This is a genomic window from Streptomyces sp. NPDC052114, from assembly GCF_040680155.1.
Classification (GTDB): Bacteria; Actinomycetota; Actinomycetes; order Streptomycetales; family Streptomycetaceae; genus Streptomyces.
Genome location: NZ_JBFAWC010000001.1, coordinates 535,614 through 549,644 on the forward strand (window position 1 = coordinate 535,614; position 14,031 = coordinate 549,644).

Genomic DNA, 14,031 nt, shown 5'->3' on the forward strand with positions numbered 1-14,031 from the left:
ACCCGGCCGGATCGCCGCTGTTTCCCGGGGGGAACGCTGCCCTCAGCACGGGGCGTCCGCGGGTGTGAGGGGCCGCGCACCGGGCCACGGGCCCCTGCCGGGCCCGCCGCGGGAGCCCCTGGCTTAACCCCTGTTGAGCCGATCCTCAAGGCCGCCTTAAGGATCTCCCGTGCGCCGCTGACCAGCCTCTTCCGGCGGGTCCCGGCGCCTAGTGTGCCGCCGTGACCACCGAGGCAGCCGACCCCAGACTCGACGCGTACCCGGCCTTCTCCGCCTACCTGAGCCGGACGAAGCCGCCGTCGGACGCGCCGATACCGCCCATGCCGACCGTGCCGCTGACGCCCCCGGCGCCCCCGGCGCCCCCGGCGCCCCCGGCGCCCTCGCGCCCGGCACCGGCCGGGCGGCCGTCCGGCGGTCGGCGCCGGGCCCGTGGCGCCGCCGCGGCCCGCCCCGCCGCGCCCGCCGCCCCCGTCCCGCCGGTCCGGGTCTCCCCGCGGGCCCTGCGCGTCGGGATCCTCGGCGGGGGAGCGGGCGTGACCGCCCTGTGGGCCGTGCAGGCCGAGCCGTCCGCGCGGCTCGACGTGCTGTTCGCCACCGGGGCGCACCTGACGGGGCTGCTCGCCGGGTACGGGATCCTCGTCATGCTGTTCCTGATGGCCCGCGTCCCGGCCGTCGAGCACGGCGTCGGCGCCGACCTGCTCGCGCGGCGGCACGCGCTGGGCGGGCGGTACGTGCTGAGCCTGTGCGCGGGCCACGCGCTGCTCGCCCTGTGCGGGTACGCGGCCCACGCCGGCACCGACCTCCTGAGCGCCGCCCTCGACCTGCTCGGCTACCCCGGCCTCGCCGCCGCCACCGCGGGCACCGCCCTGCTCGCCGCCGTCGGCGTCAGCTCCGCCCGCGCCGTGCGCCGCCGCGTGCCCCACGAGACCTGGCGGGCCGTGCACCTGCTCACCTACCTCGGCGCCGCGCTGGCCTTCGCCCACCAGCTCGCCGGGCCCGACGTCGCGTCGAACGTCCTGTCGGTGTGGCTGTGGTCCCTGCTGCACGCCACCGTCGCCGTGCTCCTGGTCTGGTACCGCCTCGTGGTCCCCGTGCGGCAGGCGCTGCGGCACAGCCTGCGCGTCGTCGACGTACGCGCCGAAGGGCCCGGCGTCGTCTCCGTGGTCATGCAGGGCATCGGCCTCGACCAACTGCGCGCCGAACCCGGGCAGTTCTTCCGCTGGCGGTTCCTGCGGCGCAGGCTCTGGCACACGGCGCTGCCCTTCTCGCTCTCCGCGCCGGTGCGCGGCGACACCCTGCGCATCACCGTCAAGGCTGCCGGGGACCACACCCGGCGGATGCGGCGGCTGCGGCCCGGCACGCGCGTCCTGGCCACCGGGCCCTTCGGCGCGCTCACCGCCCACCGGCGCACGCGCCGCAAGGTGCTGCTCCTCGCGGGCGGCGTCGGCATCACCCCGATGCGGGCCCTGTTCGAGACGCTGCCCGGCGGCCCCGGCGACCTGACCCTCCTCTACCGCGCGGGCAGCGCGGAGCAGCTCGTCCTGCGCGAGGAGCTGGAGGAGATCGCGCGCGGCCGGCGGGCCGCGCTGCACTATCTGCTCGGCCCCTCCGACGCCGCCTTCGACCCGCTCGCCCCGCAGGCCCTGCGCAACCTCGTCCCCGACCTCGCCGAGCACGACGTCTACCTGTGCGGCCCACCCGGCATGTCCGCCGCCGCGACCACCGCGCTGGTCCGGGCCGGAGTCCCCGAGGAACGGATCCACGCCGAGTGCTTCACGTTCTGAACCGAGCCCCGCAGCGGCGGGGACCGCGGCGCGGCGGCCCCGCAGCGGGCCTGGACCCGCAGCAGGTCGAGACCTGTAGTGAGCCAAGACCGCAGTGGGGCGAGACCCTCAGCGGGGCGAGATCCGCAGGGGGCCAGGACCCGCAGCAAGGCAAGACCCCCAGCGGGGCGGGGCCCGCAGTGAGTAGAGGCCCGCAGTGGGCCAGGACCCGCTGTGATCCCACACCCGCCGCAGGTCGAGACCTGCGGCGGGCCAAGACCCCCAGCAGGGCGAGACCCCAGCAGGCCAAGACCCCAGTAGGGCGAGCCCCCGCAGCGAGCCCGAGAATCCGCCGACCCACCGCGGGCCCGAGACCCACCGCGGGACCGAGACCCCGCAGAAAGGTGACCATGGGACGCCACCGCAGACCCGCCGCCCCCGACCGGGGCCCCACCCGTCAGGCCCGCCGTGCGCTCACCGCGGGCCTCGCGGGAGCGAGCGCGCTCTTCGCCACCGCGCTCGCCCTCACCGTCGACCCGTCCGCGCCCCCGGCCCCCGACCGCGCCCCGGCGACGGCCCCGGACCCGCAGGCGGCCCCCTGACGACCCGCCACGGCCGGTCGCCGGGTGCCCTGGCCCGGCCCGGCAAGCTCAGAAGACCCTCAACTCTCCCCGGTTCGATGGACGGCACACGCATCGCGTCCATAAGGTCGCGATCATGCCCGACATATCCCTGACCACGGTCGTCGTCCTCTGCCTCGCCGCCCTGGCGGCCGGCTGGATCGACGCCGTGGTCGGCGGCGGCGGACTGCTGCTGCTCCCCGCCCTGCTGCTCGGCCTGCCCGGCGGCACGCCCGCCGCGCACGCCCTCGGCACGAACAAGGCCGTCGCCATCGTCGGCACGACGGGCGCCGCGGTGACGTACGTCAGGAAGACCCCCGTCGACGTGCCGACCGCCGTCCGCATCGGCCTCGCCGCGCTCGCCGGGTCGATGGGCGGCGCCTTCTTCGCGGCCGGCATGAGCACCGAGGTCCTCAAGCCCGTGATCATGGTGGTGCTGCTCGCCGTGGCCGCCTTCGTGATCCTGCGGCCCGCCTTCGGCACCGCGCCCTCGGCCGAGCCCGCGTCCCCGAAGCGCATCCTCGCCGCGATCGGCCTCGCCGGTCTCGGCATCGGCTTCTACGACGGCCTCATCGGGCCAGGCACCGGCACCTTCCTCGTGCTCGCCCTGACCGCCGTGCTCCACCTCGACCTGGTCGCGGCCTCCGCCACCGCGAAGATCGTCAACTGCTGCACCAACGCGGGCGCCCTCGCGATGTTCGCCTGGCAGGGCGCCGTCCTGTGGCAGCTGGCCGGCCTGATGGCCCTGTTCAACCTCGCGGGCGGCATGTTCGGCGCGCGCACCGCGCTGAAGAAGGGCAGCGGCTTCGTCCGGATCGTGCTCCTGACCACCGTCTTCGGGCTCGTGGTGAAGATGGCGTACGAGCAGTGGGTGGCCTAGCCGACCGCCCTAGCGGACCCCGGTGAGGTGCGCGAAGACCACCACGTTGCCCTGGTAGCCGGTCTTCTTCGAGTACTTCCCGCCGCACGTGATGACCCGCAGCTCGGGGCGGGCCGCGGGGCCGTACACCTTCTCGTCGGGGAAGTCCTTCGCGTCGTACACCTCGTTCGCGTGGACCGTGAAGACGGCCACCCCGCCGTCCCTGCGCTCCACCTCGATCGTGCTGCCCTTCTCCAGCGCGCCCAGCTCGTAGAAGACGGCGGGCCCCTCCTTGTTGTCGACGTGCCCCGCCACGACGGCGGTGCCCCGCTCGCCGGGCGTGGTGCCCGCCTCGTACCAGCCCGCGAGGTTCTCGCGCTCGGGCGGCGGGACGTCGAGGCTGCCCTGGCGGGTCAGGCCGAGGCCCATCAGGGGCGCGTCGACGCCGATCGAGGGGATCCGCACCCGGTCGGGCGGGGAGGGCGGCAGCGGCGCCGGGCCCCGGTCGCGGACGGCGGCCCGCTCGTGCTCATGGGCGCCGGGCCGGGCCGACGCGGCCTGCGCGGCGGAGGGCTGGGGCGGCGGATGCGACGCGGCGCCGCTGCGCAGCAGCCACGCCCCGGAGCACAGCGCCACGGCGGTGACGGCACCTATGACGGCGTTGGCGGTCTTCCTGCGAGGCATACGGCGTCCCCCTCGGGGTCGGGCGGGCCGGGCCCTCGTCCCCCTCCCCGCCCACGAGGGGACATGGGCGGGGAGGGGGCAGGGGTGGCGGTACCGGTGGACAGCGGAGGGTGTCCGTCAGATCCTGTCGCCTCTCGCCCGGCGATGCAGGAGCCAGGTACCGCCCGCGGCGGCGACGGCCAGCGCCGCCACTCCCGCCGCGGTCTGCACGGGGTCGGGACCGAGCGCGCCGCCGACCCCCGTCTTCACGTGTCCCTTCGGGTGCGGCTGCTGCCGCTCACCGGCCGCCGCGGTCGAGGTGACCGTCACCATGAGATCGCCCGTGACCTGCTTGTTCTTCACGCCGGAGCCGCCGGACCCGGAGCACTTGGCGACGATCTCGTACGTGCCGGGCTGCGCGGACGGCGGCACCTTGAACTGCCCGACCGCGTCCTCCTGGTGCATGCTCGGCGCCAGCGTGAACGTGCCCGCGCCCACCGCGCTCGCGTCGCCCGTCGCGGTCCCGCCCGAGCCGCAGGCGGTGGTGTTCACGGTGACGGTGGTGCCCGGCGTGACGGTGGCCGGATGGATCTCCAGGCCTCCGGAGGCCGCGGCGGACGCGGGGGAGGCCGCCGCGCCCGCCGCCGCCACGGCGAGAGCGGTACCGGTCAGCAGGCGGGCGATGCGCATGTACTCGTTCCTCCGAGAGCCTTCGCGAAGGCACGGCCCGCGGCACCCCCAAGTGCCGCTGCGTCGGTCGAACCCCGCTCTACCGAGGTAAGTGGCACTCGGCGGCGCACGCCTCCTGATGGGCCATCAGAAAGGCGCGGATGGGGCGGCTCCCGACCCGGTGCGGGCGGCGTTCCAGCAGGTCACCGGCGTGCGGACGGCACGAGTCCGAAGGGCGCGCACGGCGCCTGTGAATGGGTGACCCCCTCCGTGGCGACACCCGTCACGGGCGCCCGGACCGGTCCCCGCCCGGGGTGGCACCGGCCCCGGCTCAGACCGGGTCCCCGCCCGGGGCGGCACCCGTCACCGGCTCAGACCGTGTCCCAGGGCACCTGCTCGTAGACCCCGGCCACCATCGCCATCAGCTTCTCGTCGACCTTGTAGGCGACGTCGTCGATCCGCCGCACCGGACTGATCCCCCAGGAGTTCGTGACGAAGGCCGCCGCGTACGACGGCAGGTCCGCGAGCGTGACCGGCGCGTGCCGCGTGGGCAGCCCCGCGGCGGGCAGCCCCGCCTCGACCAGCTGCATCGCGATGCCCGCCAGGTGCGGGGCGTCGGGCCACACGACGTCCGTGCCGTCGAAGAAGGCGATGTTCGTGACGGCGCCCTCGCTGATCGTCCCGTCGGGGCCGGTGAGCAGCGCGTCGTCGAAGCCCGCGCGCCGCGCGAGATCGCCGTGGCGCGCCTGCGCGAAGCCGCCCAGGTGCTTGATGTGGGCGAAGGGCCGCTGATACGGCACGGACCGCAACGCCTGCGCGCGGTCCGCCATCGTGGCGGCCAGCTCGGTCGGCGGCCGGACCGTGACCATGAGGGACGGCTCGTCGTCGGGGGCGTGGACGTAGACGCGTACGGAGGCGTCGGCGGTGTCGTCCCGCAGGATGTGCCGCACCAGGCCGCGCACCCGCTCCCCGTCGAGGCTCTGCCCGAACAGCTCGCGGGTGGCCGCGTCGAGCCGCGCCAGATGGCGGTCGAGCCCCCGCACCCGGCCGCCCCTGACCTGCATCGCGGTGAAGTGCCCGGTGGTGACGAGCGCCGGCCACAGCAGGCTCTCGGCGGTGGCGGGACGTCCGTCGATCTCAATGCGCTGCGCCGGCGCGGTGGTTGTCATGGGCGTCACGCTACGAGACGCCCTCCGCCGGCGTCCTCTCCCGGGTCTCCTCGACCGGATCCCGCTCCTCCACCAGGCGGCGCGGCCCCGGCCCCCGCTCGCCCAGCTCGTCCCACGGGTTGGACAGCGCACACTTGGCGAGCGAGAGGCAGCCGCAGCCGATGCAGTCGGTGAGGCTGTCGCGCAGCCGCTCCAGGGTGCGGATCCGGGTGTCGAGGTCCTCGCGCCAGCACGCGGAGATCCGGGCCCAGTCCTCGCGGGTCGGCGTGCGGTCGTCCGGGAGCAGCCCGAGCACGTCGCGGATCGTGGCCAGCGGGATGCCGAGCCGCTGGGAGGTGCGGATGAAGGCGACCCGGCGCAGGGTGTCGCGGCTGTAGCGGCGCTGGTTGCCGGTGGTGCGGCGGGAGGTGATGAGCCCCTCGCGCTCGTAGAACCGCAGAGCGGAGGGAGCGACTCCGCTGCGCGCGGCGAGCTCGCCGACGGTGGCTTCCTTCGCGTGCGGGTCGAGGGGGGCGCTCATGGCCGTCAGCGTAGCCGCGGCACCGCTTGACCTGAACCATGGTTTAACTACGAGGCTTGGCGCATGACCGAAACCACGTCCCCTTCGACGTCCTCCCCGTCGACGTCCTCCCTGAAGTCCCCCTTCGATGCCGGGGTCGAGGCCGCTCCCGCCGGAGCCCTCGGTGCCGGTGACGGCGACGCCCCGCTCCGCGTCGCCGTCGTCGTCGGCAGCAACCGCGAGGGCCGCTTCGGGCCGATCGTCGCCGAGTGGCTGCTCGCCCGGGTCCGCGAGCGCTCCGACCTCGTCCCGGACGTCGTCGACCTCGCCGAGTCCGACCTGCCGACGGCCCTCTCCTTCAGCCCGGACCCCGCCGTGGCCGCCGAACTGGACAAGGTCACCCCGCAGTTGGCCGCCGCCGACGCGTTCATCGTCCTCACCCCCGAGTACAACCACTCCTACCCGGCGTCCCTGAAGAGCCTCATCGACTGGCACCGCGCCGAATGGCAGGCCAAGCCCGTCGCCTTCGTCTCCTACGGCGGGCTCTCCGGCGGCCTGCGTGCCGTCGAGCACCTGCGCCCGGTCTTCGCCGAGCTGCACACCGTGACCATCCGCGACACCGTCTCCTTCCACAACGCGGGCACCCTCTTCGACGACGAGGGCCGCCACCGCGACCCGGCGCAGGCGGACGCGGCGGCCAAGACCATGCTCGACCAGCTGGCCTGGTGGGGCTGGGCCCTGCGGTCGGCCAAGGCGGTCCGGCCGTACGGGAGTTAGGCCCTCGGGAGGGGCGTACGTCGGGGGCGTACGGGCATCAGGCCCTCGGGAGGCGCACCACCGCCACCGCGCCGCCGTCCCGCGCGTTGGAGAGATCCACGCGGGCCCCGATCACCTGGGCCTGGCCGAGCGCGATGGTCAGGCCGAGGCCCGTGCCCTGGCCGCGCTCCCGCGCCCCGGTCTGGAAGCGCTGCGGACCCTCCTCGAGCAGGTGGTCGGGGAAGCCGGGACCGTGGTCGCGGACCGTGACCTCGACGCCGTCGATCCGCACCTCGACCGGATCGGCGCCGTGCTTGCGGGCGTTGCCGACGAGGTTGGCCAGAATCCGCTCCAGCCGGCGCGCGTCGGTGCGGACGAACGTCCCGTACGCGCTCCTCGTGCCCTGCGCGGTGAACCCGGCCGTCGAACACCCCGCGCGCTCCGCGATCGTCTCGACCAGCCGCCCCAGCGGATGCACGTCCAGGTCAGGCTTCTCCACCTCCGCGTCCAGGCGCGCCACTTCGAGCAGGTCCTCCGTGAGGGTGCGCAGGGCGAGGACCCGGTCGCGCACCAGCTCGGTCGGGCGGCTCGGCGGCAGCAGCTCGGCCGCCGTGTGCAGCCCGGTCAACGGGGTGCGCAGCTCATGGGCGACATCCGCGGTGAACCGCTGCTCGGCCTCCAGACGCTGCTGGAGGGAGGCGGCCATCGTGTCGACGGCGGTGGCCAGTTCGGCGACCTCGTCCTTGCCGTGCCGCAGGCCGGGCGGGCGCGGGTGGTCGATGCGGGCGTCGAGGTCGCCCTGGCTGATGCGGCGCGCGGTGGCCGCCGCGGTGCGCAGCTCCCGGCTGAGCCTGCTGGACAGGCCGGCGCCGCCGAGCGCGGCCAGCCCGACGACGACGGCGCCCGAGACCATCAGCTGCCGGTCGAATTCGGCCATCTCGTCGGCCTGTTCGTCGAGCGGCTGGCGGACGGACAGCACATGGCGCGGGTTGTCGCCGACCGGCCGCGCCGCCCAGACGCACGGGTCGCCCGAGGACATGTCGAGGTAGGTCTGGCGCTGCCCGGCCAGCGCCGCCTGCCGCAACGGCGCGGGCAGGGCGGGATCGTCGATGGCGGAGTCCGTGTCGTCCTGGTCGACCTGCCCCGTCAGCTCGTACAGCTGACGCACGCGGACCAACTGCGCCACCGCCCCCGACCGGGCGCTGTCGGTGACCTGGTCGAGGCGGGCCTTGTGGACGAGCAGGCCGATGGCGACGGCGACCACCGCGCAGCCCACGGCGAGCAGCGCGGTGATCTTCCAGCGCAGGCCGAGGCTGTTGAGGGCGGCGCGGACCCCGGAGCGCCGCATCAGGGCGCTCCGGGGGACGGGGACGGGGATGAGGCGGGAGACGGGGACGAGGGCGGGGGCGGGGGCGGGGTGCTCGTGGGGTCGGCGGTCCGCTGCGGGGCGGCGGGCTGTTTCGGCTCGGCGGGCCGTTTCGGCTCCGCGGTCCGCTTCGGCTCGGCGGTCCCGTTCGGACGTCCCGGCCGCTTGTAGTCCTTGACGTCGGGGACGGCGGTCATCCGCATGCCGTTCCAGTGGAAGCGCACGGCCTGTTCGCCGCCGTCCGCGCAGGGCGTGCGCACCAGCAGATCGGGGCCGATCGTCTCGATGCTCAGGGTCCTGCCGGAGGTGAACAGGATCGGATAGACCTTGCCGTCGCGCTCGGTGTAGACGGCCAGGACGTTCCGGCCGCTCTCCGTGTCGGCGGCCACGAGCATCTCGGGCTTCTTGTCGCCGGTCAGGTCCACGAACATCGGCGGCCGCAGCCCGGCCCGCCCCGGGCGGTCGATCATCCCGCGGTCGGCGAGCGGCCTGGTCCGCGGATCGGCCCGCAGGATCGCGTGGACGTCCATCGCGGCGAGCCCTCCGGAACCGACCTTCGGCAGGCCCTTCAACGCCTCCGGAGGCGGCTGGTGCGTGCCGGCCTCGGCGCCGGGCGCGCGCGAGGACGTGCCCGACCAGGCGGGCCAGACCGCTTCGGGGCGCGGCTGCATCGACACGGAGGGCGCGGCCTCGCCCGCGCCGAGCCCGTTCGTGCCGCCGCACCCGGTGAGCACGAGGGCCGCGAGCACGACGAAGGGGACGGCGCCCAGGAGGAGCAGGCGGCGGGGGATCGGGTTCATGAGTGGCTGACTGTCGCGGCGGGTGCGGAGGCTGGTGGTGGCCGGTCCGGGGACTGCACAGGGGATTCGGCAGAGGGACCGGCCACCGCTCTCGACGGTAGGAACCGTCCATCACGGAAAACGGGAGGTTGTGTAACAGTCGCGAATAAAGGAGCGGGAATCGCCATTTTCGGGACCTTGGACCTGGTCCCCGGCCTCTGGCCGTCGTTCTTCCGGGGCACCCGCCCGCGCCGCTGTGCACAATCGGCGTATGCCTATGGACGACGAACCGGCGGTACGGGCGCTGACCGTGCTGACCACGACGGACACCGAACACAAGGCGCGGGGCCTCGCGCGCGGCGCGGTCGAGGAGCGGGTCGCGGCCTGCGCGCAGATCTCCGGGCCCGTCACCTCGGTCTACCGCTGGGAGGGCGGCATCGAGACCGCCCAGGAGTGGCAGGTGCTGCTCAAGACGACGCCCGCACGGTACGCCGCCCTGGAGGCATGGCTCACCGGCGCCCACGACTACGACACCCCGGAGATCATCGCCACACCGGTGGTCCGGGGGAGCGCGGCCTACCTGGACTGGGTGGCGCAGGAGGTCGGGGACCGGGGAGCCGTCGAGTGAGCGGGCCCGGCGGCGCGGCCCGGCTGCCGTTCTTCGTGTACGGCACGCTGCGCCCGGGGGAGTGCAACCACGCCGCCCACCTGGCCGGCCGGGTCGCCACGCAGGAGCCCGCCCTGCTGCCGGGCGCGGTCCTGTACGACGGACCCGGTTACCCCTACCTCGTCGAGGACCCCGAGGCGGGCCCGGTGCGCGGCGAGCTGGTGACCGCGCTGCCCGCCGCGTACGACCGTCTCCTCGTCGCCCTGGACCTGCTGGAGGAGTACGTCCCGGGCGACCCCCGCAACCTGTACGAGCGGATCGTGCGCTACGTGGTCCGTCCGGAGGGAGGGCCGGTGCGCGCCTGGGTGTACGTGGCGGCCCCGCACGTGGCGGCCGGGCTGCGCACCTCGGGTGCGGTGATCGGCAACGGTGACTGGGCGTCACACCGGCTCGGCCGGCAACTCCCGTCCCAGGGCTCAACTCCCGCCCCGCCAGGCTGAATCCGCAGCTCAAACGCCCGCGCACTCGATCTGATGGATCGAATCACTCGTGCGGGCGACTTCGCGCGACTACGGACAGTGAGTGACTGGAAGCTCTCCGTGTGCACCGGCGTGGGCCGGTGCACGAGGTGGTGCGCGAGCACCTGTCCCAAGAAGGAGACGCCTCATGCGAGTTCGCCGTACCTTGCCGGCCCTGATCGGCGCCCTGGCCCTGGGCCTGGGGATGTCGATGGCGTCCTCGGCCTCCGCCGAGCCGTCCGTGAAGGACCCCTGCGGGTTCTTCGAGACGGGAAGCGACGCGTACTACAACCACTGCACGAGCGACGGCTCGAAGATCCTCATCGAGATCGACGACTGGGGTCCCAACACGATCCAGTGCGTGGGCCCGGGCGTCACCTGGATCGGTGAGGCAGGGGACGTGGACGGCGCCTGGTACATCGGACGCACCTGCTGACCTCTCGCCGGCCACCATCGGCGGGCCCGGGGAAGCCTCAGCCCCGGGCCCGTCCCGCCGCCTCCCGCGCCCCCTGCGCCGGCCCGCGGTCCACCCGCTCAAGACGCACCGCGCACACCTTGAACTCCGGCATCCGCGACACCGGGTCCAGTGCCGGATGCGTCAGCGAGTTGGCCCGCCCCTCGCCCGGCCAGTGGAACGGCATGAACACGGTGTCCGAGCGGATCGCCGAGGTGACCCGAGCCGGCGCGACCGCCCGGCCGCGCCGCGACACCACCGCGACCCGCTCGCCCTCCACGACCCCCAGCCGCGCCGCAAGCCGCGGATGCAGCTCCACGAACGGCCCCGGAGCCGCGGAGTTCAGCTCCGCCACCCGCCGCGTCTGGGCCCCCGACTGATACTGCGCGAGCACCCGCCCCGTGGTGAGCAGCACCGGATACTCCGCGTCCGGCTCCTCGGCCGAGGCCCGGTGCGTGACCGGCACGAACCGCGCCCGCCCGTCCTCCGTCGCGAACCGGTCGAGGAACAGCCGGGGCGTCCCGGGATGCGGCACACCACCCGGGCCCCGGCCCGTCTCCGCGCCCCCGCCCGTCCCCGGTTCCCTTCCGGTCCCCGACTCCTCGGCGAGCCCCGCACCCTCCGCCGGACACGGCCAGAACACCCCCTCCCCGTCCCCCTCCGCCAACCGCTCGTACGAGATCCCCGCATAGTCCGCGACCCCGCCCGCACTCGCCCTGCGCAGCTCCTCGAACACCTCCTCGGGGTCCGTGGGGAACCCCTTCCCGTGCCCGAGCCGCTCCGCGAGCCCGTGCAGCACGTCCAGATCGGAGCGCACCCCGTCGGGCGGGGCCACCGCCCGGCGCCGCAGCAGCACCCGGCCCTCCAGGTTCGTCACCGTCCCGGTCTCCTCGGCCCACTGCGTCACCGGCAGCACCACGTCCGCGAGGCGGGCCGTCTCGGACAGCACCACGTCCGCCACCGCGAGGAAGTCGAGCGAGCGCAGCCGCTCCTCCACATGCGCGGCCCGCGGCGCCGACACCACCGGGTTGGACCCCATCAGGAGCAGCGCCCTGACGTCCCCGCCGAGCGCGTCGAGCAGTTCGTACGCCGACCTGCCGGGGCCGGGCAGCGTGTCCGGGTCCACCCCCCAGACCCCCGCCACGTGCGCCCGCGCCGCCGGGTCGGTCAGCTTGCGGTACCCGGGCAACTGGTCCGCCTTCTGGCCGTGTTCGCGCCCGCCCTGGCCGTTGCCCTGGCCCGTCAGGCAGCCGTACCCGGACAGTGGGCGCCCCGCGTGCCCCGTGGCCAGGCACAGATTGATCCACGCCCCCACGGTGTCCGTGCCCTTGGACTGCTGCTCGGGCCCGCGCGCGGTCAGCACCATCGCGGCCCCGGCGTCGCAGAACATCCGCACCGCCTCCCGCAGCCGGGGCACCGCCACCCCGGTGATCCGCTCGACGTGCTCGGGCCAGTGCGCCATCGCCGCCGCCCGCGCCCGGTCCCAGCCGCTCGTGCGCTCCGCGATGAACGCCTCGTCCGTGCGGCCCTCGGCCACGACCAGGTGCAGCAGGCCCAGCGCCAGCGCCAGGTCCGTGCCCGGCCGGGGTGCCAGATGCAGGTCGGCCTGCTCCGCGGTGCGCGTCCGCCGCGGATCGACCACGATCAACGTGCCGCCGTTCTGACGCAGTTCGGTCAGGTACCGCAGTGCCGGCGGCATCGTCTCGGCGAGGTTCGACCCGACGAGGATCACGCAGCCGGTGCGCGGGATGTCCGCCAGCGGGAACGGCAGCCCCCGGTCCAGCCCGAACGCCCGCTGCCCGGCCGCCGCGGCCGACGACATGCAGAACCGTCCGTTGTAGTCGATCTGCGACGTGCCGAGCGCCACCCGTGCGAACTTGCCCAGCGCGTACGCCTTCTCGTTGGTCAGCCCGCCCCCGCCGAACACCCCGCACGCGTCCGCGCCATGATCCGTCCGCGTGCGGGACAGCCCGTCGGCGACCCGGTCGAGGGCCTCCTCCCAGGTGGCCGGTGCGAGCCTGCCCGTGGCGTGGGACCGGACGAGTGGCTCCGTCAGGCGCACCCGGGAGGAGAGCAGCGCGGGGGCCGTACGCCCCTTGCCGCACAGGGCTCCCTTGTTGACGGGGAACCCGGCGCGCTCCACCACGTCCACGCCCCGAGGGCCCGCGGCCAGGCCCATCCCGCATTGCAGGGCGCAGTACGGACAGTGGGTCGGGGTCGCCGGTGTCGCGGTGGAGTGCATGCGGTCCAGGCTCCGCCGTGCGTGTTACGCGCCGCCGCGCGATCGCGTTACGCGCGGGGTAAGCGGACCTCAGCGGCCCGCGCGCCGCACGGTGAGGCGGTCGTGTCCCTGACGGGGGCGCCCCCTCAGCGGGGCGTGGCCAGTGCCCGGTCCACGCCCCGCTCGCGGGGGCCGAGGAAACGGGGATCCGGCCGGAACACCGAGTCCACCGCCGCCTTGCCCGCCGCGAACACCTCCCGCGCGCCGCCGTAGTACCAGGTCGCGTCGTGCACCGCGTCCACCCCCACGCCGTACGACGAGACGCCCGCCGCGTCGCACAGCGCCACCGCCCTGCGTATGTGGAAGCCCTGGCTGATCAGCACGGCCCGGTCCACGCCGAAGATCCTCTTGGCGCGGACGCAGGAGTCCCACGTGTCGAACCCCGCGTAGTCGCTGACGATCCGACGGTCCGGCACCCCGTGCTTGGTCAGGTAGGCGCGCATGGCGTCCGGCTCGTCGTAGTCCTCGCGGCTGTTGTCGCCCGTGACGAGCACGACCTCTATGCGTCCCGCGCGGTACAACTCGGCCGCCGCGTCCAGCCGGTGCGCCAGATACGGCGACGGCTCGCCCTTCCACAGCCCGGCCCCGAACACCATCGCGACCTCGGACCGCGGGGCGCCCGCGACCGTGCCCACCTCGTCGTCCGTCGCCACGAACAGCCAGGTCGTCGGCAGCAGCGCGAGCACACACAGCGCCATCACCGCCTGCACGGCCCTGCGCTGCCCCTTCCGCGTGCGCGGCAGCCGCGCACGCCGCCGCACCCGCCGCAGCCACTGCCCGGCCTGCTGGTCCCGCCACCGGCCCGGCGGCCTCGACCGCCGCGCCCACCCCGTCCGTTCCATGCCATCGCCCCCGTGCCCACCGGATCTCCCCCGATCCGATCACTGCCACAACCGTAAGCGACCCCACCGACCGCGTCATCGACTCCCGCCCCCGAAACAACCCGGAGACCACCCCCGACACAGCCCCGAGCCCCGCCCCTGACCCCGGCCCGGACGGCGCCGTGAGACCGGGGAAAACAGCCGTGA

The 14,031-nt window shown here is 74.8% G+C and carries 15 protein-coding genes and 1 tRNA gene; 7 read left to right on the forward strand and 9 right to left on the reverse strand.

Features of this window, described 5'->3' with window-relative positions; all coding sequences use genetic code 11:
* The first annotated feature begins 221 nt into the window (after window positions 1–221).
* From AB0L89_RS02210 to AB0L89_RS02220, 3 genes are all read left to right on the forward strand, one after another.
* Window positions 222–1,784 (forward strand): ferredoxin reductase family protein, encoded by a 1,563-nt coding sequence (locus tag AB0L89_RS02210; RefSeq protein ID WP_365132834.1) that lies wholly within the window; start codon window positions 222–224, stop codon window positions 1,782–1,784.
* A 389-nt stretch (window positions 1,785–2,173) separates the two neighbouring features.
* Window positions 2,174–2,365, forward strand: a complete 192-nt coding sequence (locus AB0L89_RS02215) for a hypothetical protein (protein ID WP_365132837.1) — start codon at window positions 2,174–2,176, stop codon at window positions 2,363–2,365.
* Window positions 2,366–2,480: 115 nt separating this feature from the next.
* Window positions 2,481–3,263 (forward strand): TSUP family transporter, encoded by a 783-nt coding sequence (locus AB0L89_RS02220; RefSeq protein ID WP_365132840.1) that lies wholly within the window; start codon window positions 2,481–2,483, stop codon window positions 3,261–3,263.
* A gap of 9 nt (window positions 3,264–3,272) precedes the next feature.
* Here AB0L89_RS02220 and AB0L89_RS02225 read toward each other — a convergent pair whose 3' ends face one another.
* From AB0L89_RS02225 to soxR, 4 genes are all read right to left on the reverse strand, one after another.
* Window positions 3,273–3,926, reverse strand: a complete 654-nt coding sequence (locus tag AB0L89_RS02225; protein ID WP_365132843.1) for a class F sortase — start codon at window positions 3,924–3,926, stop codon at window positions 3,273–3,275.
* A gap of 117 nt (window positions 3,927–4,043) precedes the next feature.
* Window positions 4,044–4,595 carry a hypothetical protein gene (locus AB0L89_RS02230; RefSeq protein ID WP_365132846.1) on the reverse strand — a complete coding sequence of 184 codons (552 nt, stop codon included), beginning with the start codon at window positions 4,593–4,595 and terminating at the stop codon, window positions 4,044–4,046.
* 350 nt (window positions 4,596–4,945) lie between these two features.
* Window positions 4,946–5,743, reverse strand: a complete 798-nt coding sequence (locus AB0L89_RS02235; RefSeq protein WP_365132849.1) for an aminotransferase class IV — start codon at window positions 5,741–5,743, stop codon at window positions 4,946–4,948.
* Between the two features lie 10 nt (window positions 5,744–5,753).
* Window positions 5,754–6,263 carry a redox-sensitive transcriptional activator SoxR gene (soxR, locus tag AB0L89_RS02240; RefSeq protein ID WP_365132852.1) on the reverse strand — a complete coding sequence of 170 codons (510 nt, stop codon included), beginning with the start codon at window positions 6,261–6,263 and terminating at the stop codon, window positions 5,754–5,756.
* A 63-nt stretch (window positions 6,264–6,326) separates the two neighbouring features.
* Here soxR and AB0L89_RS02245 point away from each other — a divergent pair, with 63 nt between their 5' ends.
* The gene (locus tag AB0L89_RS02245; protein WP_365132855.1) at window positions 6,327–7,019 is read left to right on the forward strand and encodes an NAD(P)H-dependent oxidoreductase; all 693 of its coding nucleotides are present in this window, start codon (window positions 6,327–6,329) and stop codon (window positions 7,017–7,019) included.
* A 37-nt stretch (window positions 7,020–7,056) separates the two neighbouring features.
* Here the strand turns inward: AB0L89_RS02245 and AB0L89_RS02250 are convergent, their stop codons facing one another.
* From AB0L89_RS02250 to AB0L89_RS02260, 3 genes are all read right to left on the reverse strand, one after another.
* Window positions 7,057–8,082, reverse strand: coding sequence for a HAMP domain-containing sensor histidine kinase (locus tag AB0L89_RS02250; RefSeq protein WP_365132858.1), 1,026 nt, complete (start codon window positions 8,080–8,082; stop codon window positions 7,057–7,059).
* A tRNA-Val gene (locus AB0L89_RS02255) sits at window positions 8,083–8,190 on the reverse strand. It lies immediately after the preceding gene.
* A gap of 155 nt (window positions 8,191–8,345) precedes the next feature.
* The gene (locus tag AB0L89_RS02260) at window positions 8,346–9,164 is read right to left on the reverse strand and encodes a hypothetical protein (RefSeq protein WP_365132861.1); all 819 of its coding nucleotides are present in this window, start codon (window positions 9,162–9,164) and stop codon (window positions 8,346–8,348) included.
* 250 nt (window positions 9,165–9,414) lie between these two features.
* Here AB0L89_RS02260 and cutA point away from each other — a divergent pair, with 250 nt between their 5' ends.
* The 3 genes from cutA to AB0L89_RS02275 all read left to right on the forward strand — a co-directional run bounded on the left by cutA (window position 9,415) and on the right by AB0L89_RS02275 (window position 10,704).
* On the forward strand, window positions 9,415–9,771 hold the full coding sequence (gene cutA / locus AB0L89_RS02265) for a divalent-cation tolerance protein CutA (RefSeq protein ID WP_365132863.1): 357 nt from the start codon (window positions 9,415–9,417) through the stop codon (window positions 9,769–9,771).
* Window positions 9,768–10,250, forward strand: coding sequence for a gamma-glutamylcyclotransferase family protein (locus AB0L89_RS02270; RefSeq protein ID WP_365132866.1), 483 nt, complete (start codon window positions 9,768–9,770; stop codon window positions 10,248–10,250). The genes cutA and AB0L89_RS02270 overlap by 4 nt, the downstream gene beginning before the upstream one ends.
* A 166-nt stretch (window positions 10,251–10,416) precedes the next feature.
* Window positions 10,417–10,704 (forward strand): DUF6355 family natural product biosynthesis protein, encoded by a 288-nt coding sequence (locus tag AB0L89_RS02275; protein ID WP_365132869.1) that lies wholly within the window; start codon window positions 10,417–10,419, stop codon window positions 10,702–10,704.
* A gap of 37 nt (window positions 10,705–10,741) precedes the next feature.
* On the opposite strand, the gene AB0L89_RS02280 is transcribed toward AB0L89_RS02275, so the two are convergent.
* Window positions 10,742–12,964: a molybdopterin oxidoreductase family protein gene (locus tag AB0L89_RS02280; protein ID WP_365132872.1), complete on the reverse strand. Its 2,223-nt coding sequence runs from the start codon at window positions 12,962–12,964 to the stop codon at window positions 10,742–10,744.
* 125 nt (window positions 12,965–13,089) lie between these two features.
* Window positions 13,090–13,773 carry an ElyC/SanA/YdcF family protein gene (locus AB0L89_RS02285; protein ID WP_365133945.1) on the reverse strand — a complete coding sequence of 228 codons (684 nt, stop codon included), beginning with the start codon at window positions 13,771–13,773 and terminating at the stop codon, window positions 13,090–13,092.
* Window positions 13,774–14,031 lie beyond the last annotated feature (258 nt).